Below are 22,784 nucleotides of genomic sequence, written 5' to 3'. Positions count from 1 at the left end.
CTTATGGGGCAAGAGTGTGGTGCTTGTCGCGAAATTTGTGGAGGTTATGAGATCGAGCGCCGCCCGCGCGGCGCTCGATCTCATAACCACCGCTAATCCAGAGCCGCCAACGCCATCACTCCGGCGGCAGCGTCAGCCGCTGCCCAGCCATCAACAGTGCCAGCCGCGCCAACCCGGTCCACGGCGAACCCTCGGCCTGGCCCTTGATCTGCGCGTCGATACGCTGGGCATCCTGCAGCAGTTGGGCCCAGCGCCGCGCCGAGAGGCGCTGCAGGGCTTTGCTGACCAGGGGCCGGCGCTTGTCCCAGACCGGCGGGCGGGCCTGGCTGAAGGCTTTGTCCAAAGGCACGCCTTGGCTGAACTGTTGGGCCAGGCCGGCCAGCAGGCGCAACTCGCGGGCCAGTGCCCAGAGAATCACCGGCGGCTCGACGCCTTCGCCGCGCAGCCCCTCGAGCATGCGCAGGGCATGTGCCGCCTCGCCATTGAGAATGGCATCGACCAGCCCGAAGACATCGAAGCGGGCGCTATCGGCTACGGCAGACTGCACCGTTTCAACGGTGATCTGGTTGCCTTCGGCGAGCAGCTTGAGCTTTTCGATTTCCTGCGCGGCAGCCAGCAGGTTGCCTTCGACCCGCGCGGCGATCAGGTCGACCGCGTCACGCTGGGCCGACAACCCTGCCTGTGACAGGCGTTGGTTGATCCACTGCGGCAATTGCTGGGCGTCCACCGGCCAGATCTGAATGAACTGGCAGTGTGCGCCTTCGATCAAGGCCTTGCCCCACTTGGTCTTCTGCGCGCTACCATCGAGCTTGGGCAGGCTGACCAGCAGCAGGGTGTCCTCGGCGGGGTTGGCGCAATACTCCATCAGCGCCGCGCCACCCTTGTCGCCAGGCTTGCCCGAGGGCAGGCGCAGCTCCAAGAGCCGGCGTTGGGCGAACAGCGACAGGCTATTGCCGGCCTGCAGCAGCGTGCCCCAATCGAAGTTGGCGTCGGCGCTGAACACCTGGCGTTCATCGAAACCTTGCTGACGAGCCGCATTGCGAATGGCGTCGGCGGCCTCCTGGCACAGCAACGGGTCGTCGCCGCTGACCACGTAGACAGGGGCCAGGTTGCCTTGCAGGTGTTTGTTGAGTTGGGCGGGAGCGAGCTTCATGGGGATAAGAGCGGGGCACCTAAGTGCCCCGCAGCGGCTCAGTTGGCCGGGACTTCCATGGGCGATTGTTGCGGGGTTTCATCCTGCTGACGACGTGCAGCTTCCAGGGCTTCGGCCTGGGCTTTGGCACGGGCGTCGGCTTCCTGCTGCAGTTGGTCGAGCTGGGCCGGGGTCAGCATCTGCAGGCGCACGACCATGGCTTGCACCAGGTCGCGCCGCATTTCTTCGCGGGCCTGGGTGGCTTCCTGGTCGGAACCGGTGATGTTGTCGCCGTCATGCACATAGACCTTGCGCACTTCCAGCTTGTCGCTGAGCAGCTCCAGGTTGTTCAGGCCGAGGATGCTGTAGTCCAGTTCGGTGGTCAGCTCATACTCGGTAGAGCGGCTGCCGGCGCTGTAGGTCGCGGCGCGCTGGGATTCCTTCTCGTTGGTCAGGACCAGGCGGTAGGGTGCGGCGGTGGTCAGCTTGACGCCGCTGCGCTCGAGGACTTCGCGCAGCTGTTTGACGGTATCGCCATAGGCGTTACGTGCGCTGACGTCCATTTCCTTCAGGCTGAGTTCGGTGGTGCCGGTGCCGCGCAGCTGGAAACCGCAGGCGCTGAGCACGACGGCCAGGCCGATCACCAGCAGATTGCGTTTGATCATGTTGTTGCTCCCTCTTGAGCCTGTTCCGCCCGCCCGCAGGTCTGCGGGCGGGCGTTGCCATCAGTTGGCGACGATGTTGACCAGCTTGCCCGGCACTACGATGACCTTGCGGATGGTCAGGCCATCGATGAAGCGCAGGACATTCTCGTTGCTGCGGGCGGCGGCTTCGATTTCCTCGCGGCTCGCGGCGGCCGGCATTTCCACCTGGCCGCGCAGCTTGCCGTTGACCTGCACCACCAGGGTGACGGTGTCTTGCACCAGGGCGCTCTCGTCGACCAGCGGCCAGGCCGCGTCGATGACTGCCTCGGTGTGGCCCAGTTGCTGCCACAGCTCGTGGGAGATGTGCGGGGTGATCGGCGCCAGCAGCAAGGTCACGGCCTCCAGGCCTTCCTGCAGCAGGGCGCGGTCCTGTGCGGTAGCTTGCGGGGCTTTTTCCAGCACGTTCATCACGGTCATCACCTGGGCGATGGCGGTGTTGAATTTGTGGAACTGACCCACGTCGGTGCTGGCCTGCTTGATCGCGGCATGAATGGCGCGACGGATGACCTTCTGCGCGTCATCCAGGGCGGCGACGTCCAGTTTGCCCGGCAGACCCTGGCCGACATGGGCCTGGGCCAGACGCCAGACGCGGCGCAGGAAGCGGCTTGCGCCTTCGACGCCGGAGTCGGACCATTCCAGGCTCATGTCGGGCGGCGAGGCGAACATCATGAACAGACGGCAGGTGTCGGCACCGTACTGGTCGATCATCGATTGCGGGTCGACGCCGTTGTTCTTCGACTTCGACATCTTCTCGGTGCCGCCGATTTCCACCGGCTGGCCGTCGGTCTTCAGGCGGGCGCCGATGATCTTGGCCTTGGCATCGCGCTCGACTTCGACGTCGGCGGGGTTGAACCAGTCCTTGCCGCCGTTGCTGGCCACGCGGTAGTAAGTCTCGGCGACCACCATGCCCTGGGTCAGCAGGTTCTTGAACGGCTCGTTGGAGGTCACCAGGCCTTCGTCACGCATCAGCTTGTGGAAGAAGCGTGCGTACAGCAGGTGCAGGATGGCGTGTTCGATACCGCCGATGTACTGATCGACCGGCAGCCAGTGGTTGGCGGCTTTCGGGTCGACCATGCCGCCTTCGTAGTTGGGCGAGGCGTAGCGGGCGAAGTACCAGGACGACTCGACGAAGGTGTCCATGGTGTCGGTTTCGCGCTTGGCCGCGGCGCCGCATTTCGGGCAGGTGCATTCGTAGAATTCGGGCATGCGCGCCAGCGGCGAACCGGCACCATCCGGTACCACGTTCTCCGGCAGGGTGACCGGCAGCTGGTCTTCCGGCACCGGTACGTCGCCACAGGACGGGCAGTGGATGATCGGGATCGGGCAGCCCCAGTAGCGCTGGCGGCTGATGCCCCAGTCGCGCAGGCGGAACTGGGTACGCGACTTGCCAAGCTCCTTGCGGATCAGGGCCGCTTCGATGGCGTCGAAGGCACCGGCGAAGTCCAGGCCGTCGAACTCGCCGGAATTGATCAGTTGGCCGTGCTCGCCATAAGCCGCCAGCCACTCGCTGCCGACTTCATCGCCGGCACTGGTGCGGACCACGGCCTTGACCGGCAGGTTGTACTTGTGGGCGAACTCGAAGTCACGCTCGTCGTGGGCCGGTACGGCCATCACGGCGCCATCGCCGTAGTGCATCAGCACGTAGTTGGCCACCCAAACCGGCAGCTTCTCGCCGGTCAGCGGGTGCTGGACGAACAGGGAAGTGGGCATGCCCTTCTTCTCCTGGGTGGCCATGTCGGCCTCGGCCACGCTACCGCTCTTGCACTCGTCGATGAACGCCTGCAGCGCCGGGTTGCCCTGCGCGGCCTGCGTGGCCAGCGGGTGTTCGGCGGCAACGGCGACATAGGTGGCACCCATCAGGGTGTCAGGACGGGTGGTGAAGACCTTCAGCGTGCCTTCGTGGCCGATGCTGGCCTGGTCGAACGGGAACTGCACTTCCATGCCGCGGGACTTGCCGATCCAGTTGCGCTGCATGGTCTTGACCTGTTCAGGCCAGCCCGGCAACTCGTCGAGGCTTTCCAGCAGCTCGTCGGCGTAGTCGGTGATGCGGAAGTAGTACATCGGGATCTCGCGCTTCTCGATCAGCGCGCCGGAACGCCAGCCGCGGCCGTCGATGACCTGCTCGTTGGCGAGCACGGTCTGGTCGGCCGGGTCCCAGTTCACGGTTCCGTTCTTGCGATAGATGATGCCTTTTTCGAACAGGCGGGTGAACAGCCACTGCTCCCAGCGATAGTAGTCCGGCTTGCAGGTGGTGACTTCACGTGCCCAGTCGATGGCCAGGCCCAGGCTCTTGAGCTGGGTCTTCATGTAGTCGATGTTTTCGTAGGTCCACTTGGCCGGCGCGACGTTGTTCTTCATCGCGGCGTTTTCCGCCGGCATGCCGAAGGCGTCCCAGCCCATCGGCTGCAGGACGTTCTTGCCGAGCATGCGCTGGTAGCGGGCGATCACGTCACCGATGGTGTAGTTGCGCACGTGGCCCATGTGTAGCTTGCCGCTCGGGTACGGGAACATCGACAGGCAGTAGTAGGTGTCCTTGCCTGGCTGTTCGGTAACAGCGAACGATTGTTGCTCGTCCCAGAACTTCTGGGCGGCGGCTTCGATATCACGGGGCGTGTATTGTTCGTGCATGGCTACTTTATGCTGAGAGAGAAGAGACCTTGTTCCAGGCAGCGGAACCTCGCTGCGTCCGGCACTCCGGTGTCGTGAGAGTGAACGCCGTAGCATACAGCAGCGCCGCGCATCGTGGGAAACCCTGATTGCGAATGCCCGCTGGTCGCAGCGCCCGGCTGCTTTTCGCAGTGACGCTAAGCTCACTGTTGGGGGGAGATATTCTTATCTTCAATGAGGTGAACGGATGGGAGAGACGCAGCTACCCGCAATCAAACCGGAGCTTTACGAACGCCTGATCGACCGTCTTGGCCTGGCCTTGGAAGTGGCCCGGACATCGGTGCGATTGCGTGACGAGATGCCAGCCGAGCTGGAGTTGCGCGGCCTGAGCCACGCAGAGTTCGAAGTGATCAAGGCCTACCTGGATTCGCTCCCGGAACGCCGCAATGCCTGTGCCGGTGCTTACCCGCAAGCGGAACCGACCTCGGCAAAGATCATCTGGCTCAAGGACAAGAGACGCCCCGCCAGCACGGCGAGATCCAGGACGCTGCCGCATCGCTAGCCGTTCAGCACCTGGCGCAGGCCATCGCGCCCCGGGACTTCAATGCACTGCTCACGATCGGCGCCGGCGACGACTTGTTGCCCGGCGCCGTTCCTCTTAGGCTGCACGCCTTCCATGGAGGTGTGTAGATGCCGATTCGATTTTTCATCAAACAATGGTTGTTGCCGCCCGGCCTGCTGTTTCTGCTGCTGCTCGCCGCGTGGTGGCTGCGCACGCGGCGGCCACGGCTGGCAGCACTGTGTTTTGCCCTGGGCTTGGGTGGCCTGTGGCTGATGAGCCTGCCATGGGTGGTGCAGGAGTCGGCACGACTGCTGGAAACCGAGCCACCATTGCCGCTGACGGCGTGGTCCGGGCTGGCCGAACAGGCCCAGGCCATCGTCGTCTTGGGCGCTGGCCGTGAGCGGGGCGACATGGCCTGGGGCGGCGACGACCAGCCGACTGCCACGGCCCTGGAGCGCATGCGCTTTGCCGCGCGACTGGCCAAGGCCAGCGGCCTGCCATTACTGATCAGTGGTGGGCTGCATTACGGCACGCCGCCCAGCGAGGCGCAGTTGATGGCCGATCGCCTGAAAGAGGATTTCGGTGTCGAGGTGAAGTGGAAGGAAGAGGCCAGCCGCACCACCTGGGAGAACGCCCAGTTCAGCGCCCGGATCCTGCAACCCTTGGGCATTCGCCGAGTGGTGTTGGTGACCCAATCCTGGCACATGCAGCGCTCACGCTGGAGTTTCGAGCGTGCCGGGTTCGAGGTGGTGCCGGCGCCGATGGGGTTCCTCGGTGGCGACCATGCCCGGCCCTTCGCGGGGTTGCTGCCCGAGAGTCGGGCGATGTGGCAGAGCGGGCAGTTGCTCAACGAAGCGGTGGGATTGGTGGGGTACCGGCTGTTCTATTGAGGTTGTCGGGGCGCCGAACCGCCCCGAGTGGCACCTCAGACGGTCTTGGCAATCCGCCCAGCCGCCAGCGCCCAGCCGAACAGCAACACGCAGACGATCGCCAGTGGCCACGAACGCCAATGCAGGTACGGCGTCAGTTGCTGCATCGGTACCACCTCGCCATACAGCACCGCTCGCTGGAACTGGGGCACCTGCGCGGTGATCCGCCCGAACGGGTCGATCAGCGCGGTCACGCCGTTGTTGGTGGCGCGGATCATCCAGCGGCCGGCCTCCAGTGCCCGCATTTGCGCCATCTGCAAGTGCTGCAGCGGGCCGATGGAGGTACCGAACCAGGTATCGTTGCTGATCGTCAGCAGCAGGTCGCTGCGTGCCGCCAGGCCGGCGGCGAACTCCGGATAGACCACTTCGTAGCAGATGTACGGGGCTATCTGGTAGCCCTTGGCCTGTAGCAGCGGCTGGTCCTCGGGGCCACGGGCGAAGTCCGACATCGGCAGGTTGAAGAACTCGATCAGGCCACGCAGCATGTCCTGCAGCGGCACGTACTCACCGAATGGCACCAGTTTCTGCTTGAGGTAGGTGCCGTCGCCCTCGCCTGTGACCGTGATGCCGTTGTAGTAGCGACGCTGGTGATGCACCACCTCGCGCACCGGCACTCCGGTGATCAGCGCCGAATGGCGGTCGGCAGCGAATCGGCCCATCACATCGATATAGCCCTGAGCCTGGTCCTTGAGCACCGGCACGGCGGTTTCCGGCCACACCAGCAGGTCGACCGGCTTGGAGCTGAAGCTCATGTCGCGGTACAGCGCCAGCTGCGCATCGATGTGCGCCGGGTCCCACTTCAGGTCCTGGGCGACATTGCCCTGCAACGCCGCAACCTTGAGCGGTTCGCCGGCTGGTTTGGTCCAGGCGTGGTCCTTGAGTGCCAGCCCCGTTACCCAAGGTGCCAGCAACAACACCACGCCGACGGCCAGGAACGAGGGGCGTACACGCAGCCGATGCAGGTTGCACAACAGTGCCGCGCTCAGCGCCAGGGCAAAGGACACCAGCCACACGCCACCCAGCGGCGCCAGACCGGCCAATGGCCCGTCGAGCTGGCTGTAACCGGCGTAGAGCCAGGGGAATCCGGTGAGGAACCAGCCCCGGAAGGCCTCTTGCAGCAGCCACAGGGCGGCGAAGCACAGGGCGTCGGCAAGGGGGGCTTCGTTACGCCGCAACCAGCGCGCCCACAACCAGGCGGGCAGGGCGAAGAACCAGGCCAGAGCGGCGAAGAACGCCAGCAACAAGAGGATCGCCAGCAGCGGCGAGGCGCCGCCGTAGGTGTTCATGCTGACGTAGATCCACCAGGTGCCAGCGCCATACAGGCCGAAGCCGAAGCACCAGCCGCGGCCCATGGCCTGGCGCGGACTGAGCTCGCGCAGGCCGAGGTAGAACAGGGCGATCGACAGGATGGCCAGCGGCCAGATGTCGAACGGCGCCAGGGCCAGGAGGGTGGAAGCGCCGGCCGCCACGGCCAGCAGGTTACCGGGCCAGCCGGGGCGGGTGATCCAACGCATGATTGTCCTTAGCGGGTGATCGGGGTCAGGCGCAGCAAGTGTATCCGCCGGCTGTCGGCGTTGAGAATACGGAACTTGTAGGCGCCGATCTCGGTGGTCTCGTTACGCTTGGGCAGGTGACCGAAGGCGCTCATCACCAGGCCGCCGACGGTGTCGAACTCATCGTCGGAGAATTCACTATCGAAGAACTCGTTGAAGTTCTCGATCGGGGTGAGCGCCTTGACCAGGAAGTCGCCGCTGGGCAGCGGCTTGATGTAGCTGTCTTCCTCGACGTCATGCTCGTCCTCGATGTCGCCGACGATCTGCTCCAGCACGTCTTCGATGGTGACCAGGCCGGCCACGCCACCGTATTCGTCGATGACGATGGCCATATGGTTGTGGTTGGCGCGGAACTCGCGCAGCAGCACGTTCAGGCGCTTGGACTCGGGCACGAAGGTGGCTGGGCGCAGCAGATCCTTGATGTTGAAGCTGTCGCCGTTCTCCTTGAGGATCAGCGGCAGCAGGTCCTTGGCGAGCAGGATACCGAGCACATCGTCGTGGCTCTCGCCGATCACCGGATAGCGCGAGTGCGCGGCGTCGATCACTGCCGGCAGGAATTCGCGAGGCGACTGGTGGGCCTTGATGCTGATCATCTGCGAGCGTGGGACCATGATGTCGCGCACCTGCAGGTCGGCGACCTGGATGGCGCCTTCGACGATGGTCAGCGCTTCGCTGTCGAGCAGCTTGTTCTGATGGGCTTCGCGCAGCAGCTCGAGGAGCTCCTGGCGGTTTTTCGGCTCATGGGCAAAAGCCTGGGTCAGTTTACCCAGCCAGGACTTTTGCCCGTTGCTCGATCGGTCTTCGCTCATGGCGGTTACTCGTGATCCTTGCAGTGTTCAGTGTGTAAGGGAATCTGATTCGTCTTCGGCATAGGGGTCGGGATGCCCCAGTTCGGCAAGCAATTGCCGTTCCAGCGCTTCCATTTCCTCGGCCTCGTCGTCTTCGATGTGGTCGTAGCCCAGCAGGTGCAGGCAGCCGTGGATCACCAGGTGCGCCCAGTGGGCCTCCAGCGCCTTGCCTTGCTCGGCCGCTTCACGTTCGACCACCGGGACGCAGATCACCAGGTCGCCGAGCAGCGGGATATCGAGCAGTTCGTCGGGCACGTCGGCCGGGAACGACAACACGTTGGTCGCGTAGTCCTTGTGCCGATAGGTATGGTTGAGCTCACGTCCTTCGGCTTCGTCGACCAGGCGGATGGTCATTTCCGAGTCGGCGCTGCGCTGGCGCAAGGCAAGCGCGCACCAACGGCGGAAGGCGTCGTCATCCGGGGCGACGGCATCCGTGGCCCGTTGCAGATCGAGTTCAAGCATCTTTGCCATTGACCTCGGGCTTGGTCTGGCGGGCGTCGAAGCGGTCGTAGGCTTCGACGATGCGCTGCACCAGCGGATGACGCACCACGTCCTTGGGCTGGAAGTGGGTGAAGCTGATGCCCGGTACGTCCTTGAGCACCTCGATCACGTGGGCCAGACCGGACTTGGTGCCACGCGGCAGGTCGACCTGGGTGATGTCGCCGGTGATCACCGCGGTGGAGCCGAAACCAATGCGGGTGAGGAACATCTTCATCTGCTCGAGCGTGGTGTTCTGGCTCTCGTCGAGGATGATGAAGCTGTTGTTCAGGGTGCGGCCGCGCATGTACGCCAGCGGGGCGATTTCGATCACCTGGCGCTCGATCAGCTTGGCCACGTGCTCGAAGCCGAGCATTTCGTAAAGGGCGTCGTACAGCGGGCGCAGGTACGGGTCGATCTTCTGGGCCAGATCGCCGGGCAGGAAGCCGAGCTTTTCGCCCGCTTCCACCGCCGGGCGCACCAGCAGGATGCGGCGCACCTGCTCGCGCTCCAGGGCATCGACGGCGCAGGCCACGGCCAGGTACGTCTTGCCGGTGCCGGCCGGGCCGATACCGAAGTTGATGTCGTTGGCCAGGATTTCCTTGACGTAGCGCTGCTGGTTGACGCCACGCGGGCGGATATTGCCCTTGCGCGTGCGCAGCGACACGCTGACTTCGTTGACCGCCGGGTTGTCGATGTTCTCGACCGTGGACTCCTGCAGGTACAGGTGCACGGTTTCCGGGGACAGCTCGGTGGCCTTGGCCTCACGGTAGAGGCGGCGTAGCAGCTGCTCGGCGGCGGAGGTGGTCTTGGGTTCGCCGATCAGTTCGAACTGATTGCCGCGGTTGCGGATCTCGATGGCCAGGCGTTGTTCGATCAGGCGCAGGTGCTCGTCGAACTGGCCGCACAAGTTGGCGAAACGGTTGGCCTCGAAGGGCTCGAGGATGAAGCGATGAGGTTGTATGGGTGCGTTCAAGGTCTTTTTTGGCCGCTCGACGGCAATGAATGTGAACTCAAGAATAACCCTAGAAGGGCAGTGGCGAAAGCACTGATACGATCAAGGGTCTGTGCGGCGTGTTCCGGCACCCCGACTTGCCCGCGAACGGGCCGGAGCAGGTATCATGCGCGACTTTTCTTACGCATGTGTTATTCCGCCGAACATGAGCAAACGCGAACCCGCCATCTATAAAGTGATCTTCCTCAATCAGGGTCAGGTCTTCGAGATGTACGCCAAGCAGATCTACCAGAGCGACCTGTGGGGCTTTCTGGAAATCGAGGAATTCGTTTTCGGTGAGCGCACCCAGGTGGTCGTCGATCCGAGCGAGGAAAAGCTCAAGACCCAATTCGAGGGCGTGATCCGCAGTTTCGTGCCGATGCATTCGATCGTGCGCATCGACGAAGTGGAGCGGCTGGGCACGGCGAAGATCAGCGAGGCCAAAGGCGGGGGCAACGTGATGCCGTTCCCGATGCCGATGCCGGAGAGGTAAGGCTCAGGGGAGCGGCGAGAAGGGCGTGCGCCCTTCGGCGTTCTGCAGTTCCAGCAGGTACTTGCGGAAAATCTGGCCGAGCACCTGGGTGGCGTGTTCCAGCTCGTCACGGGGCATCTGCTCGGTCACTTCGTCGGCCATGTCCAAGGCATCCTCGGCGCCGTTGACCGCGGCCATTTTCAGCAGGATGTAGGCCTGCACGTTGTTGGCATTGACGCCTTCGCCATGGAAGAACATGGCGCCGAGACGATACTGGGCTTCGGCGTGGCCTTGCAGCGAGGCCTTCTCGAACCAGTTCAGGGCTTTGTCCAAGGCTTTTGGCGTTTGCGTGTAGTAGAACTCGCCCAGCTCGTACTGCGCCTGCGCATCCCCGTCGCTGGCGATCTTCTCGCAGGCCTTGATGGCATTGTCCAGATCTTGCGGTTGGACATTCAGGGTGCAGCGGCCCGTGGCTGGAATCAGCAACGAGTTACTACCCTCCGCCAGGGCCAGCAGGGGCTGAAGAAGCAACAGGCAGCCCAGGGTCAGGGCGCGGCCGGTGCGGTTCATGGGGATCGACTTACCTCTGCAAAGCTACGGCCAATGTCTCTGGTGGCACATTATGGGATAAGCAGCGCCAACCTTACAAAGTTTTACGCGAAATTCTCTTTTGAAGAAGCATCTGCTGATTGCATCGGCAGTTATTGCCCGCACCGGCCTCTCCGACTTGCCCGCGAAGAGGCCGTGCAGACTGCCCCATCACTTCAGCGCGGCGAAGGCTTTTTCTGCTGCGTCCAGGGTGATCTTCAGCTCGGTTTCGCCGTGGGCGATGGAGGTGAAGCCGGCCTCGAAGGCGCTCGGCGCCAGGTACACGCCACCGTCGAGCATCAGGTGGAAGAAGCGCTTGAAGCGTTCGGCGTCGCTGGCCATCACGTCCTCGAAGGTGACGATGTCGTCGGCACCGGTGAAGTACAGACCGAACATGGCGCCGGCCTGGGTGGTGACGAAGGGCACGCCGGCGGCGTCGGCGCGCTGCTGCAGGCCGTCGAGCATGCGGCTGGTGAACGCAGTCAGCTCGTCGTGGAAGCCTGGGCGGCTGATCAGCTTGAGCGTGGTCAGGCCTGCGGCCATCGCCAGTGGGTTGCCCGACAGGGTGCCGGCCTGGTAGACCGGGCCGAGCGGGGCGATGCAGCCCATGATCTCGCGCTTGCCGCCGAAGCAGCCGACCGGCATGCCGCCACCGACGATCTTGCCGAAGGTCGACAGGTCAGGGGTGATGCCGTAATGGCCCTGGGCGCCGCCGAGCGACACGCGGAAACCGGTCATCACTTCGTCGAAGATCAGCACCACGCCGTGCTTGTCGCATTGCTCGCGCAGGCCTTCGAGGAAGCCCGGCGCCGGCGGTACGCAGTTCATGTTACCGGCCACCGGCTCGACGATGATGCAGGCCACGGTGCTGCCGACTTCGCTCAGGGTTTTCTCCACCGCGGCGATATCGTTGAACGGCAGGGTCAGGGTGTGCTTGGCGAAGTCCGCCGGTACGCCCGCCGAGCTCGGCACGCCCTGGGTCAGCAGGCCGGAGCCGGCCTTGACCAGCAGGCTGTCGGAGTGGCCGTGGTAGCAACCCTCGAACTTGATGATGGCGTCACGGCCGGTGTAGCCACGGGCCAGGCGGATCGCGCTCATGGTGGCTTCGGTGCCGGAGCTGACCATGCGCACCATTTCCATCGAGGGCACGATCGAGCAGACCAGATCGGCCATCTCAGTTTCCATGGCCGTCGGTGCGCCGTACGACAGCCCATGCTCGAGCTGCTTGCGCACCGAGGCGAGCACCTCGGGATGGCTGTGGCCGAGGATCATCGGGCCCCAGGAGCCAACATAGTCGACGTAGCGCTTGTCATCCTCATCGACCACGTAGGCGCCTTCGGCGTGCTTGAAGAACAGCGGCGTGCCGCCGACGCTCTTGAAGGCGCGGACCGGCGAATTGACGCCGCCGGGGATGTGCTTCTGGGCTTGGGCGAACAGGGATTCGGAACGGGACATGGGATTTTCTCTCGAAATCAGCAAGCGAACAGGGCGTTGAAGGCGCGGGCGCGGCGGGTGACTTCCTGCGCGCTGTCGGCACCGAACAAGCCGTGGATGACCGCCAGCAGGTCGGCGCCATGGGCAACCAACGGGGTGGCGTTGTCGAGGGTGATGCCGCCGATCACGGCGATCGGCAGCTTGACCTGATCCCGGGCCTGCTCCAGCAGGTCGAGGCTGGCAGCAGGGGCGCCGGGTTTGGTCACGGAATTGAAAAAGCGCCCAAAGGCGACATAGCTGGCGCCTTCGTGGGCAGCTTGTTGGGCGAGGTCCAGGCGCGCATGGCAGGTCGAGCCGATGATCGCATTACGCCCGAGCAGGGCGCGGGCCGGGGTCAGCGGGCCGTCGGTCTGGCCCAGGTGCACACCCACGCCCAGGCGCGCGGCCAGTTCGGCGTCGTCGTTGATCACCAACTGGGTGCCGTAGCGCTCGCAGAGCTTCATCAGCGCTTCGGCTTCGCGCAGGCGACGCGCGGCGTCGTCGCTCTTGTCGCGGTACTGCAACAGGCAGACGCCGCCTTCGAGCGCCGCCTCGACATGGGACAGGAAACGGCCGGCGAGCAGCTGGCTATCGGTGATTGCGTACAGACCGCGTAGCTTCATCTGAAGGCCTCGTGTCAGGAGCAGAAGTCCAGGGGCAGACGGCGTGGAACGAACTGCCCTTTGCCCAGTTGCTCGGCATCGCGCAGGGTTCGCCAGGTGTAGTCCAGGGCGCTGCGCACGGCGCTGTCGAGCTGTTCGCCCAGGGCCAGGCGACCGGCCAGGGCGCTGGCCAGGGTGCAGCCCGAACCATGGTAACTGCCCGGCAGGCGCTGGCAGGTCCAGGTATGGTGCTGGCCGTCGCGGCTGTACAGGCGATTGTGAATCTCCTCCTCGTCGCCGTGACCCCCGGTGATCAGCAAGTGCCGGCAGAACGGCAGCAGCTTCTCGGCGCACTCATCCGCGGTGCCCTCGGGCAGCTCTGCAAGAATGCGCGCTTCCGGTAGGTTGGGCGTGGCGATGGTGGCCAGCGGCAGCAAGCGTTCACGCAGCGCGTAGCCGACCTCGTCCTTGCCCAGACGGCCACCGCCCCCGGCACGCAGCACCGGGTCGCAGACCATTGGCAGGTGCGGGTGGGCGGCGAGCAGTTCGGCGACGGTGTCGACCATCTCGATCGAACCGAGCATGCCCAGCTTGACCGCGGCCACGGTCGAGTCGGCGAGCACGGCATTGGCCTGGGCCAGCACCCACTCGCGGTCGAGCACGCGGAAGTCGGAAACGTTGACGGTATCCTGAACGGTCAGGGCGGTCACTGCAGGGGCGGCGTGACAGCCTTGGGCGATCAGGGCTTCGATATCTGCCTGCAGGCCGGCGCCGCCACTGGGGTCGTGGCCGGAGAGACAGAGGACAACGGGGCGGGAGCTGTAGGTATTCATGGTCGGCGAGCTTACCACCAAACCCTTTTGCGCGGATCGTCCTACAAACGGGATTTGCTGATCGAGTGGTCAGCTCCGGTGCTGGAATATCGTCTAACGCATTGAATTAGAGCGGTTTCTTCAAATTCAATGGTGGCCCATTGATAGCTGCCATAGCTATGCTAGAGTGCTCCGATAACTCGATAAACGGCGCCTGCCGGATTTCGTCGCCTCAAAGGAATGGGAGGGTAAACGCGACGCGACTGGACGGGCTATTCTGGGGCTGTATGCGCTATTTGCTGATCGTGCTGTTGGGCCTGCTGCCCGCACTGGCCGGGGCGGTCGACTTCGATGACGCCACCCGACACCTTCCATTGGGCCGGACGATGCAGGTCTTCGAAGACCAGGATGGCACCACCAGTATCGCCCAGGTCAGCTCCGCCGCCTTCGCCAGCCGCTTTCGCACCCATCATGAAAATGTGCTCAACGCCGGTTATTCGACCTCGGTGTTCTGGTTGAAGGTCGACCTGCGTTACGTGCCCAGGCCCGGAGCCGCGCCTCGACAGTGGTTGCTGGAGTTGGCCTATCCGCCGATGGACCACATCGAGCTCTATCTGCCGGATGCCCAGGGCGTCCATCGTCTGGTCCAGCGCACCGGCGACACGCTGCCCTACAGCAGTCGGAAGATCCAGCAGGACAATTACCTCTTCGAACTGCCGCTGCAACCGGGCCAGGCCACCACAGCCTATCTGCGCCTGCAAAGCGAGGGCTCGGTGCAGGCGCCGCTGGCGCTGTGGTCCGCCCAAGCCTACCTGGAAGCCCAGCCCACGCGCCTCTATGTACTGGGCATGATCTACGGCGTATTGCTGGTGATGCTGGTCTACAACCTGTTCATCTTCCTCAGCGTGCGCGACATCAGCTACCTCTATTACATCCTCTATATCGCCTCGTTCGGGCTCTACCAGGTGTCGGTCAACGGCGCCGGGGTCGCCTACTTCTGGCCCGACAGCCCCTGGTGGGCGAACACTGCGACGCCATTGTTCATCGGTGCTGCAGGGCTGTTCGGCTGTCAGTTCGCTCGCCATTTCCTGCGCCTGAGCACGATCAGCCCAGGTTTCGATCGGCTGTTGCAGCTATTGATGGTCGGCGGCGCCTTGGTGATGGTGCTGGCGGTGACCCTTCATTACGGCATCGCCCTGCGCATGGCCACGCTGCTGGCGCTGCTGTTCACCGTCAGCATCTTCGCCGCCGGGATCTATGCCTGGTGGCGCGGCCTGCGGGTGGCGCGCTGGTTCATTATCGCCTGGTCGGCGTTTCTCCTTGGTGGCTTGGTCAACACCTTGATGGTGCTGGGCTATCTGCCCAATGTGTTCATCACCATGTATGCCAGCCAGCTCGGTTCGGCGCTGGAAGTGGCGCTGTTGTCGCTGGCCCTTGCCGACCGCATCAACAGTTTGCGCGAGCAGCAGGCCCAGGCTCTGCGCGACACGGGCCGGACCCTGGAGCAGTTGAACCAGCAACTGGCCAGGAGCAATCGCCTGAAGGACGAATTCCTCGCCACCGTGACCCATGAGCTGCGTACGCCGATGAACGGCGTCATCGGCTCGCTGGAACTGATGCACACCTTGCCCATGGAGGGTGAGATGGTTCAGTACCACCGCACGGCCGCAGGCTCGGCCCAGGACATGATGGCGATGGTCGACGACATCCTCACTCTCACTGAGCTGCAGGCCGGGCGCCTACGGGTTCAGGCCGTGCCGTTCGGCCTGCGGCGCATGCTTCAGGACCTGCGCTCCGGCCGCGCCGCCCAGGCCCTTGGCAAAGGGCTGTATCTGAGCTTGGACATTCCTGCCGATGTGCCCGACGAACTGCTGGGCGATGCGCAAAAACTGGCGCGCTGCCTGGGCTGCCTGATGGACAACGGCCTCAAGTTCACGCACCAGGGAGGCGTGGTCGTGCAGGTCAGGGGCCGCCGACTGGGGCCTGAGCGGCTGGCCCTGAGCTTCGTCGTCAGCGATAGCGGGATTGGTTTCGACGACCTCGACCAGGCGATCCTCTACCAACGCTTCTTCCAGGTCGATGGCTCGATGACCCGACGCTATGGCGGTCTTGGCATCGGCCTGTCGATCTGCCGTCAGATGGGCGAGTTGCTGGGAGCCCGTCTGTCCCATGAATCGACGCGAGGGCTGGGCAGCCGCTTCGAATTCAGCCTCGAGGTGAGCCTGGCCCAAGTGCAGACGCAGACTGGGAGGGCGGTGTCTGGGGTGACGCGGTTCTAGCGTCAACTACACGTTTAGTCATTTTTGTCCCTTTGACTGAGAGGTGAGGGGTGCTTCACTGGGGGTTCATGCATGCCCGGATCCAGGAGCACCCGATGAACCTGCACCAGTACGCTGAGACCCACGAAGTCACCAACCAGCCGCCGCCGTTGGACGGTGCCAATCTCTACCGCCTCGACCTGCCGCTGCAGGAGTGGTCAAGCCGATTCGGCGCCGGTTGGGCGGCTTCGCGAATCGATGCCTACGGCGCTTTGGCCGGAGGGCCGTTGATGGCAGCGGGCTTTCTGGCCAACGCGCACAAGCCCGAGTTCCACAGCCATGACCGATATGGTCATCGGATCGACCTGGTGGAGTTCCACCCGGCCTACCACGAACTGATGCGCACGGCGGTCGAACATGGCCTGCCTTCGCTGCCCTGGGCCGATCCCCGCCCAGGCGCACATGTCGCGCGCGCTTGCATGACCTACCTGCACAGCCAGGCCGAAGCCGGAAGCGGTTGCCCGCTGACCATGACCTTTGCGGCGGTGCCGGCGTTGAAGTTGCAACCTGGACTGGCCGAATACTGGCTGCCCAAGGTGCTGAGCCGCGAATACGACCCGCGCAACGTCGGCGATCGGCACAAGGCTGGGGTCACCTTGGGCATGGCCATGACCGAGAAGCAGGGTGGCACCGACGTGCGCGCCAACACCACGCGCGCCTATCCGGTCGGCACCCCAGGGCCCGGCGAAGCCTACGAGCTGGTCGGCCACAAATGGTTCTGCTCGGCGCCGATGTGCGATGCCTTCCTGACCCTGGCCCAGACCGAGAAGGGCCTGTCCTGCTTCCTGCTGCCGCGCCATCGCCCCGATGACAGCCGCAACCAGTTCTACATCCAGCGCCTGAAGAACAAGCTCGGCAATTGCTCCAACGCCTCCAGCGAGATCGAGCTGCGCGGGGCCTTGGCCTGGATGGTCGGCGAGGAAGGGCGGGGTGTGCCGACCATCATCGAGATGGTGGCGATGACCCGCTTCGATTGCATGGTCGGCTCCAGCGCCTTGATGCGCCAGGCCCTGACCCAGGCCGCCCACCATTGCGCGCACCGCAAGGTCGGCGGGCGATTGCTCAACGAGCAACCGCTGATGCAGAACGTGCTGGCCGACCTGGCCCTGGAAAGCGAGGCGGCGTTGGCCCTGAGCCTGCGCATGGGTCAGGCCCTGGAGCAGTTGGACGACCCCAGTCAGGCGCATTTCGCCCGTCTGGTCACCGCCGTGGGCAAGTACTGGATCTGCAAGCGCGCCCCAGGGATGATCAACGAGGCCGCCGAGTGCCTCGGCGGGGCGGGGTACGTCGAGGACAGCATTTTGCCCCGGCTGTATCGGGAAGCGCCGGTCAACTCCACCTGGGAAGGCTCGGGCAACGTGCAGTGCCTGGATGTGCTGCGGGCGCTGGCCAAAGAGCCGGGTGTGCTGGAGGCACTGTTCGCCGAACTGGGCGATGGTCATGGCGACCCGCGCTTGGCGACGCACATCGGCAACCTCAAGGGGACGTTCGCCGATACCAGCGATATCCAGTACCGCGCCCGGCAACTTACAGAGGACATCGCCCTGGCGCTGCAGGCCAAATTGCTGCTCGAAGCGGGCAACACAGCGGTCAGCGACGCCTTCATCGGCAGTCGTCTTGGGGGAGGGGGGCGTGCCTATGGCGCACTGCCCCGCGGCGTGGATGTCGAGGCGCTGGTGGCGCGGGCCACGCCACTGTGGCCGAGCTGATCACGATGGGGGTGTAATTGCCACGCAAGGCAGGCAAGATGTTTCCATGCATGCCCAGACAGGAAGCCCAGTGTGAGCCAAGCGTTTATCGTCGTTGATACCCCAGAACAGGCCGTCGATCGTCTGGCGGCCCTGCATGAACAGGCCACCGGAGCCCTCAGCCAAGCCCTCAAGCGTTATCTGAAGGACCGTACCGAACCGGACGCCGATGCGCGTGCGCTGTTCCGCTACCCGGCGCTGCGCCTGACCTACTTCAGCCACGGTGAGGTGGCTGCCACCACCCGGGCCTATGCCAAGGTGCAGGTCGCCGGGACTTACAGCGTGACCGTCACTCAGCCGGCGGCGTTCCGGGGCTATCTGCTGGAGCAGCTGCGGCCGCTGATGCACGACTACACCGTCACCGTCGAAGTCGGCGTCAGCGAACAGAACATTCCATACCCCTACGTCGTCGACCAGGGTGACGAACTGGCCGGCAGCGGCATCACCGCCGCCCAGCTGGCGCGTGTGTTCCCCAGCACCGACCTGTCGGCGGCCACCGACAACATCGCCGACGGCCTGTATGACTGGGAAAAGGCCGAGAGCCTGCCCCTGGCGCTGTTCGATGCCGCTCGCGTGGACTTCTCGCTGCGTCGCCTGGTGCATTACACCGGCAGCGACTGGCGGCACATGCAGCCGTGGATCCTGCTGACCAACTATCACCGTTATGTCGACCAGTTCATCGCCCATGGCCTGGAGCAGCTGCGTGACGACCCGCGTTTCGTGCGCATGGTGCTACCGGGCAACGTGATCATCGAAAAAGCCATGGACAATGGCGAAGCCCAGGCCTTGGTGGCCAGCGTGGTATGGCACCGTTACCAGATGCCGGCGTATCACCTGATCGCCGCCGACGGCGACGGCATCACCCTGGTCAATATCGGCGTCGGCCCGTCCAACGCCAAGAACATCACCGACCACCTGGCGGTACTGCGTCCGCACTGCTGGTTGATGATCGGCCACTGCGGCGGCCTGCGTCAGTCGCAGACCATCGGCGACTACGTGCTGGCCCATGCCTACATGCGCCGCGACGGTATTCTTGACCGTGTGGTGCCGCCGAACATTCCGATCCCGGCCCTGGCCGAGGTGCAGTTGGCATTGCAGGAAGCGGCCGCGCAAGTGACCGGCGAACGAGGCGAGCAGTTGAAGAAACGCCTGCGCACCGGCACCGTGCTGACCTACGACGACCGCAACTGGGAGCTGCGCTGGGCCCAGGAGCGGCCATTGATCAACCTCTCGCGTGCCGTGGCCGTGGACATGGAAAGCGGCACCATCGCCGCCCAGGGCTACCGTCTGCGGGTGCCTTACGGCACTTTGCTGTGCGTTTCCGACAAGCCGCTGCACAGCGAAATCAAACTGCCCGGTTCAGCCAATGCGTTCTATAACCGGGCGGTCAGTCAGCACCTGAAGATCGGCATCGCGGCCCTCGATCTGCTGCGTACCGAGCTCAATTCGTTGCACTCGCGTAAACTGCGCAGCTTCGATGAACCGCCGTTCCGCTGAGGATCCATGTCCCTGCCTCCCCGTAACAAGCCGCGCCGTCCTCAGGCGCGGCCTTCTGGCCCGCGCCGCCAGCCCAAGGCGCCGCCGGCCGAACCACGCCTGATCCTGTTCAACAAGCCGTTCGATGTGCTCACCCAGTTCAGCGACGGTGAAGGGCGCGCCACGCTCAAGGACTACATCGACATCCCAGGCGTGTACCCGGCGGGACGTCTGGACCGTGACAGCGAAGGTCTGCTGCTGTTGACCAACGATGGCACCCTGCAGGCGCGCATCGCCGACCCCAAGCACAAGCTGGCCAAGACCTACTGGGTTCAGGTCGAAGGTCAAGCGAGCGACGAGCAATTGCAGCGCCTGCGCGACGGCGTTGAGCTCAACGACGGCCCCACCTTGCCTGCCGAGGCGCGACGCCTGGACGAACCGCAGCTATGGCCGCGCAATCCGCCGGTGCGGTTTCGCAAGAGCGTGCCGACCAGCTGGCTGGAGCTGGTGATTCGTGAAGGGCGCAACCGCCAGGTGCGGCGCATGACGGCGGCGGTCGGGTTGCCGACGTTGCGGCTGGTGCGGGTGCGGATTGGCAAGTGGGCGTTGGAGGGGTTGGAGCAGGGCTGCTGGCGTGAGGTCGAGGCTCGGCTGTAGGTCGGTGGTCATTCGCTAGACCCCTTCGAGAAACGCCACCACCACGCTCTTGATGATGAAGGCCAGCACCCCCAGTCCCAGCACGAAGAACAGAATCAACGTGCCGAAGCGCCCGGCTTTGGACTTCTTCGCCAGGTCCCAGACAATGAAGCCCATGAAACCGATGAGGATCGTCACCAGGACGATCATCATCCACTCTTCGAATACGGCGGGATCCATCGATGTTCTCCTGGGCGATCAACGCAGGTGGGTCAGGGGGAGTTCGGTGCTGGCCAATACCTGGTTGAGCACGAAGCTCGAACGCACGCTGGTCACGCCTTCGATGCGGGTCAGGCTGCCGAGCAGCAGTTTCTGGTAGTGGTCCATGTCCGGCACCACCACTTTCAGCTGATAGTCGGCATCCATCCCGGTCACCAGGCTGCATTCGAGGACCTGCGGCAGGTTGCGGATGGCCGCCTCGAAGGTTTCGAAGCGCTCTGGAGTGTGGCGGTCCATACCGATCAACACATAGGCCGTCAGGCTCAGGCCGAGCTTCTTGCGGTCGAGCAGGGCGACCTGGCGCGAGATGTAGCCGTCGTCTTCCAGTTGCTTGACCCGACGAGAGCAGGGTGACGGCGACAGCCCGATGCGCTCGGCCAGCTCCTGGTTGGAGATGCGGGCGTCGCGCTGCAGTTCGGCGAGAATGCTCAGGTCGTAGCGGTCAAGTTTGCTCATGGAAAAGGCCTTTTCTGTTCGGATTGCGTCGAATTATCAATCCAGGGTGAAAAATTGCGCAAGTGCTATTTATCCGTGCAATCTTCGCAATCCGCTGCTGGAGCTCATCCCGTATCTTTTTACCTACAGAATCACTGCCCGGACAACAGTCCAAGGCGACGCGCCTCAAGCGGGCGGTCGCGGCCAGCCATCCAACAGGATCCGCCAGGCCCCCGGGCTACGCACCGTCCAGAAGACGGCGCGAGGTGAGCCGACGCCACAAGTGTCGAGCACGGACGACAATTCCCAAAGGGAGGCCCAACGGCCTCCCTTTTTTAATGCCGCGAATTTCATCTGGGCCACGCCTGGGGGCAGGGTAAACTGGCGTCATGCCGTTGATTACCGAGAGGAACACCATGAAGTCGCGCATCTGGCAGTTGGCAGGTGTTGGTTTGCTTGGCCTGGCGGTCAGCCTGGGAGCCCAGGCCGAAGGCCCGGGGGAGGGGCATGCCGGCGCAGGCCCGCAAGGCGCTTACGACAACGGCGGCGGGCGGGCACTGAATTCGCGCGACGAAGTCCGTCAGACCCAGCCTGCGCGGCAAGGGTATTACCAGGATATCCCGCACCGTCGCGGTGACGGCCATTGGCAAGGCGGGCAGCGCCCCGGCGGCGACTGGCAGGGCCGTCCCGATGGCCATGGCAATGGCTGGGGACCTGGACCGCAGTACCGACCAGGGCAACAGGTCGACCGATTCCCGGACCGCTACTGGAAGGTGCCGTATCGCGGCGAGGATTATTTCTATTCCGGTGGCTACTGGTACCGCTCCCATGGCGGCGGCTACCGGGTGGTGACGCCGCCCTACGGCGTGCGAGTGGGCTACCTGCCGCCCTACGCGCGTGAGGTCTGGCTGGGCGGTGCGTTGTTCTTCCTGGTGGCCGACACGTACTACCAGTACCTGGCCGACAGCCAGGAGTACGTCGTGGTCAGCCCGCCGGCGCAAGTGCCCGCACCGGTGGTGGCGGCACCGGCGGCCAGCGGCTACGACGTGGTGGCCTATCCCATGTACGGCCAGGGCCAGGAGCAACAGGACCAGGACCGCTACCAGTGCCACCGCTGGGCGGTCAGCCAGTCCGGGTTCGACCCGGCCACGGCGACCTATGCGCCGCCGACCAATGTCGCCGACAATTACCGACGAGCCCTGGGAGCCTGTTTCGGCGGGCGGGGGTATAGCGTCAACTGAGGCCGGGCACGCTCACACCGGATCGGCATGCACCATCACATCCGCTCGCGGATAACGCTGGCGGATCACCTCCGAGGCGCGCACGCACAAGGTATGCGCTTCATGCAGCGGCAACTGCCCAGGCAACTCCAGATGCAACTGGACGAACCACTGGTTGCCCGACACCCGTGTGCGCAGGTCATGCACGCCCTTCACCCCAGGAATGTCCAACACCAACCCGACCATCTCCTCGCCGATGTCCCCTGGCAGTTCCTTGTCCATCAGGATCGACGTGCTCTCCCGGGCGATCTGCAGCGCGCTCCAGAGGATGTACAGGGCGATGCCCAGACCGAACAGCGCGTCCAGCTGTGGCCAGCCGAAACGCGCCAGCAGCAGGGCGAGCAGGATGCTGCCGTTGAGCAGCAGGTCGGAGCGATAGTGTAGCGAATCGGCGCGCACGGCGGTCGAGCCGGTGAGGCGGATGACCTTGCGCTGCAAGGCCAGCAAGGCGATGGTCAGCACCAGTGACAGCAGCATCACGCCGATGCCGATGGCCGTGTCGCCCAAGGGTTTGGGCGCCTGCAGGCGGTCGATCGCCTGCAGGCCGATGAGTACCGCGCTGACCCCGATGAACAGCGCCTGGGCCATACCAGCCAGTGCCTCGGCTTTGCCGTGGCCGAAGCGGTGGTCATCATCGGCCGGGCGCAGGGCGTAGTGCACGGCCAGCAGGTTGAGGAACGACGCCACCGCATCCAGGGCCGAGTCGGTCAGCCCCGCGAGCAGGCTGACCGAGCCGCTCAACCACCACGCCAGCGCCTTGCCGACCACCAGAATGACGGCCACCGACAGTGAAGCGCGGGTGGCCAGGCGCAGCAGGCGCTGATGTTCGCTCGAGGTGATCATGCGTGGGCTGGCGTCC

At 64.5% G+C, this 22,784-nt stretch carries 22 protein-coding genes; 8 read left to right on the top strand and 14 right to left on the bottom strand.

Features of this window, described 5'->3' with window-relative positions:
- Positions 1–115: 115 nt before the first annotated feature.
- From holA to leuS, 3 genes are read right to left on the bottom strand one after another with little or no spacing between them, the layout of a single operon-like run.
- A complete protein-coding gene (holA, locus tag KY379_RS11560) occupies positions 116–1,153 on the bottom strand; it encodes a DNA polymerase III subunit delta (protein ID WP_133330212.1) in 1,038 nt (345 codons plus the stop codon).
- Between the two features lie 38 nt (positions 1,154–1,191).
- A complete protein-coding gene (lptE, locus tag KY379_RS11555; protein ID WP_196171949.1) occupies positions 1,192–1,797 on the bottom strand; it encodes an LPS assembly lipoprotein LptE in 606 nt (201 codons plus the stop codon).
- Positions 1,798–1,857: 60 nt separating this feature from the next.
- On the bottom strand, positions 1,858–4,464 hold the full coding sequence (gene leuS, locus KY379_RS11550; protein ID WP_261240026.1) for a leucine--tRNA ligase: 2,607 nt from the start codon (positions 4,462–4,464) through the stop codon (positions 1,858–1,860).
- Between the two features lie 226 nt (positions 4,465–4,690).
- On the opposite strand from leuS, the gene KY379_RS11545 reads away from it, so the two are divergent.
- Both KY379_RS11545 and KY379_RS11540 read left to right on the top strand, forming a co-directional pair.
- The gene (locus tag KY379_RS11545) at positions 4,691–5,005 is read left to right on the top strand and encodes a hypothetical protein (RefSeq protein ID WP_133330217.1); all 315 of its coding nucleotides are present in this window, start codon (positions 4,691–4,693) and stop codon (positions 5,003–5,005) included.
- A gap of 128 nt (positions 5,006–5,133) precedes the next feature.
- Complete coding sequence (locus tag KY379_RS11540; protein ID WP_133330218.1) at positions 5,134–5,895, top strand: YdcF family protein; 762 nt, start codon at positions 5,134–5,136, stop codon at positions 5,893–5,895.
- A gap of 35 nt (positions 5,896–5,930) precedes the next feature.
- Here the strand turns inward: KY379_RS11540 and lnt are convergent, their stop codons facing one another.
- Genes lnt through KY379_RS11520 form a run of 4 tightly spaced genes read right to left on the bottom strand, consistent with a single transcriptional unit; the run spans position 5,931 to position 9,788 of the window.
- Positions 5,931–7,448: an apolipoprotein N-acyltransferase gene (gene lnt / locus KY379_RS11535; RefSeq protein WP_261240016.1), complete on the bottom strand. Its 1,518-nt coding sequence runs from the start codon at positions 7,446–7,448 to the stop codon at positions 5,931–5,933.
- A gap of 8 nt (positions 7,449–7,456) precedes the next feature.
- Complete coding sequence (locus KY379_RS11530; RefSeq protein WP_201173128.1) at positions 7,457–8,296, bottom strand: HlyC/CorC family transporter; 840 nt, start codon at positions 8,294–8,296, stop codon at positions 7,457–7,459.
- Between the two features lie 27 nt (positions 8,297–8,323).
- Complete coding sequence (ybeY, locus tag KY379_RS11525) at positions 8,324–8,797, bottom strand: rRNA maturation RNase YbeY (RefSeq protein WP_261240143.1); 474 nt, start codon at positions 8,795–8,797, stop codon at positions 8,324–8,326.
- Entirely contained in the window at positions 8,790–9,788 is a 999-nt protein-coding gene (locus tag KY379_RS11520; RefSeq protein ID WP_133330224.1) for a PhoH family protein, read from the bottom strand. The genes ybeY and KY379_RS11520 overlap by 8 nt, the downstream gene beginning before the upstream one ends.
- Positions 9,789–9,972: 184 nt before the next feature.
- On the opposite strand from KY379_RS11520, the gene KY379_RS11515 reads away from it, so the two are divergent.
- The gene (locus KY379_RS11515) at positions 9,973–10,299 is read left to right on the top strand and encodes a DUF1820 family protein (protein WP_133330226.1); all 327 of its coding nucleotides are present in this window, start codon (positions 9,973–9,975) and stop codon (positions 10,297–10,299) included.
- A gap of 3 nt (positions 10,300–10,302) precedes the next feature.
- Here KY379_RS11515 and KY379_RS11510 read toward each other — a convergent pair whose 3' ends face one another.
- The 4 genes from KY379_RS11510 to KY379_RS11495 form a co-directional block, all read right to left on the bottom strand.
- The gene (locus tag KY379_RS11510; RefSeq protein WP_261240009.1) at positions 10,303–10,848 is read right to left on the bottom strand and encodes a tetratricopeptide repeat protein; all 546 of its coding nucleotides are present in this window, start codon (positions 10,846–10,848) and stop codon (positions 10,303–10,305) included.
- A 189-nt stretch (positions 10,849–11,037) separates the two neighbouring features.
- Positions 11,038–12,321 (bottom strand): glutamate-1-semialdehyde 2,1-aminomutase, encoded by a 1,284-nt coding sequence (gene hemL / locus KY379_RS11505; protein ID WP_196171947.1) that lies wholly within the window; start codon positions 12,319–12,321, stop codon positions 11,038–11,040.
- A gap of 17 nt (positions 12,322–12,338) precedes the next feature.
- On the bottom strand, positions 12,339–12,962 hold the full coding sequence (thiE, locus tag KY379_RS11500) for a thiamine phosphate synthase (RefSeq protein WP_261240006.1): 624 nt from the start codon (positions 12,960–12,962) through the stop codon (positions 12,339–12,341).
- A 14-nt stretch (positions 12,963–12,976) separates the two neighbouring features.
- A complete protein-coding gene (locus KY379_RS11495; RefSeq protein ID WP_133330234.1) occupies positions 12,977–13,774 on the bottom strand; it encodes a hydroxymethylpyrimidine/phosphomethylpyrimidine kinase in 798 nt (265 codons plus the stop codon).
- A 266-nt stretch (positions 13,775–14,040) separates the two neighbouring features.
- Here KY379_RS11495 and KY379_RS11490 point away from each other — a divergent pair, with 266 nt between their 5' ends.
- The 4 genes from KY379_RS11490 (at position 14,041) to KY379_RS11475 (ending at position 19,952) form a co-directional block, all read left to right on the top strand.
- Positions 14,041–16,032, top strand: a complete 1,992-nt coding sequence (locus KY379_RS11490; protein ID WP_133330236.1) for a hybrid sensor histidine kinase/response regulator — start codon at positions 14,041–14,043, stop codon at positions 16,030–16,032.
- A 95-nt stretch (positions 16,033–16,127) separates the two neighbouring features.
- Positions 16,128–17,780, top strand: coding sequence for an acyl-CoA dehydrogenase family protein (locus KY379_RS11485; protein WP_261239995.1), 1,653 nt, complete (start codon positions 16,128–16,130; stop codon positions 17,778–17,780).
- A 72-nt stretch (positions 17,781–17,852) separates the two neighbouring features.
- Entirely contained in the window at positions 17,853–19,316 is a 1,464-nt protein-coding gene (amn, locus tag KY379_RS11480; protein WP_133330240.1) for an AMP nucleosidase, read from the top strand.
- A 6-nt stretch (positions 19,317–19,322) separates the two neighbouring features.
- Entirely contained in the window at positions 19,323–19,952 is a 630-nt protein-coding gene (locus KY379_RS11475) for a pseudouridine synthase (RefSeq protein ID WP_261239984.1), read from the top strand.
- A 15-nt stretch (positions 19,953–19,967) separates the two neighbouring features.
- On the opposite strand, the gene KY379_RS11470 is transcribed toward KY379_RS11475, so the two are convergent.
- Entirely contained in the window at positions 19,968–20,171 is a 204-nt protein-coding gene (locus tag KY379_RS11470) for a DUF2788 domain-containing protein (RefSeq protein WP_133330244.1), read from the bottom strand.
- Positions 20,172–20,189: 18 nt separating this feature from the next.
- The gene (locus KY379_RS11465; RefSeq protein WP_003249795.1) at positions 20,190–20,666 is read right to left on the bottom strand and encodes an Lrp/AsnC family transcriptional regulator; all 477 of its coding nucleotides are present in this window, start codon (positions 20,664–20,666) and stop codon (positions 20,190–20,192) included.
- A gap of 395 nt (positions 20,667–21,061) precedes the next feature.
- Here KY379_RS11465 and KY379_RS11460 point away from each other — a divergent pair, with 395 nt between their 5' ends.
- Positions 21,062–21,886 carry a DUF6515 family protein gene (locus tag KY379_RS11460; RefSeq protein WP_261239978.1) on the top strand — a complete coding sequence of 275 codons (825 nt, stop codon included), beginning with the start codon at positions 21,062–21,064 and terminating at the stop codon, positions 21,884–21,886.
- 12 nt (positions 21,887–21,898) lie between these two features.
- Here the strand turns inward: KY379_RS11460 and KY379_RS11455 are convergent, their stop codons facing one another.
- Complete coding sequence (locus KY379_RS11455) at positions 21,899–22,768, bottom strand: cation diffusion facilitator family transporter (protein ID WP_261239976.1); 870 nt, start codon at positions 22,766–22,768, stop codon at positions 21,899–21,901.
- Between the last annotated feature and the right edge of the window lie 16 nt (positions 22,769–22,784).

This window comes from Pseudomonas sp. HD6422, from assembly GCF_025377065.1.
GTDB classification, from domain to species: Bacteria; Pseudomonadota; Gammaproteobacteria; order Pseudomonadales; family Pseudomonadaceae; genus Aquipseudomonas; species Aquipseudomonas putida_U.
This window is presented reverse-complemented; position numbering and strand designations above follow the sequence as displayed.

Coding starts and splice junctions, on each gene's coding strand:
- holA (WP_133330212.1), bottom strand. CDS start 1,153: ATGAAGCTCGCTCCCGCCCAACTCAACAAACACCTGCAAGGCAACCTG.
- hemL (WP_196171947.1), bottom strand. CDS start 12,321: ATGTCCCGTTCCGAATCCCTGTTCGCCCAAGCCCAGAAGCACATCCCC.
- KY379_RS11490 (WP_133330236.1), top strand. CDS start 14,041: ATGCGCTATTTGCTGATCGTGCTGTTGGGCCTGCTGCCCGCACTGGCC.
- thiE (WP_261240006.1), bottom strand. CDS start 12,962: ATGAAGCTACGCGGTCTGTACGCAATCACCGATAGCCAGCTGCTCGCC.
- KY379_RS11455 (WP_261239976.1), bottom strand. CDS start 22,768: ATGATCACCTCGAGCGAACATCAGCGCCTGCTGCGCCTGGCCACCCGC.
- KY379_RS11470 (WP_133330244.1), bottom strand. CDS start 20,171: ATGGATCCCGCCGTATTCGAAGAGTGGATGATGATCGTCCTGGTGACG.
- ybeY (WP_261240143.1), bottom strand. CDS start 8,797: ATGCTTGAACTCGATCTGCAACGGGCCACGGATGCCGTCGCCCCGGAT.
- KY379_RS11530 (WP_201173128.1), bottom strand. CDS start 8,296: ATGAGCGAAGACCGATCGAGCAACGGGCAAAAGTCCTGGCTGGGTAAA.
- KY379_RS11540 (WP_133330218.1), top strand. CDS start 5,134: ATGCCGATTCGATTTTTCATCAAACAATGGTTGTTGCCGCCCGGCCTG.
- leuS (WP_261240026.1), bottom strand. CDS start 4,464: ATGCACGAACAATACACGCCCCGTGATATCGAAGCCGCCGCCCAGAAG.
- KY379_RS11515 (WP_133330226.1), top strand. CDS start 9,973: ATGAGCAAACGCGAACCCGCCATCTATAAAGTGATCTTCCTCAATCAG.
- KY379_RS11465 (WP_003249795.1), bottom strand. CDS start 20,666: ATGAGCAAACTTGACCGCTACGACCTGAGCATTCTCGCCGAACTGCAG.
- lptE (WP_196171949.1), bottom strand. CDS start 1,797: ATGATCAAACGCAATCTGCTGGTGATCGGCCTGGCCGTCGTGCTCAGC.
- KY379_RS11485 (WP_261239995.1), top strand. CDS start 16,128: ATGAACCTGCACCAGTACGCTGAGACCCACGAAGTCACCAACCAGCCG.
- KY379_RS11495 (WP_133330234.1), bottom strand. CDS start 13,774: ATGAATACCTACAGCTCCCGCCCCGTTGTCCTCTGTCTCTCCGGCCAC.
- KY379_RS11460 (WP_261239978.1), top strand. CDS start 21,062: ATGAAGTCGCGCATCTGGCAGTTGGCAGGTGTTGGTTTGCTTGGCCTG.
- KY379_RS11475 (WP_261239984.1), top strand. CDS start 19,323: ATGTCCCTGCCTCCCCGTAACAAGCCGCGCCGTCCTCAGGCGCGGCCT.
- lnt (WP_261240016.1), bottom strand. CDS start 7,448: ATGCGTTGGATCACCCGCCCCGGCTGGCCCGGTAACCTGCTGGCCGTG.
- KY379_RS11510 (WP_261240009.1), bottom strand. CDS start 10,848: ATGAACCGCACCGGCCGCGCCCTGACCCTGGGCTGCCTGTTGCTTCTT.
- KY379_RS11545 (WP_133330217.1), top strand. CDS start 4,691: ATGGGAGAGACGCAGCTACCCGCAATCAAACCGGAGCTTTACGAACGC.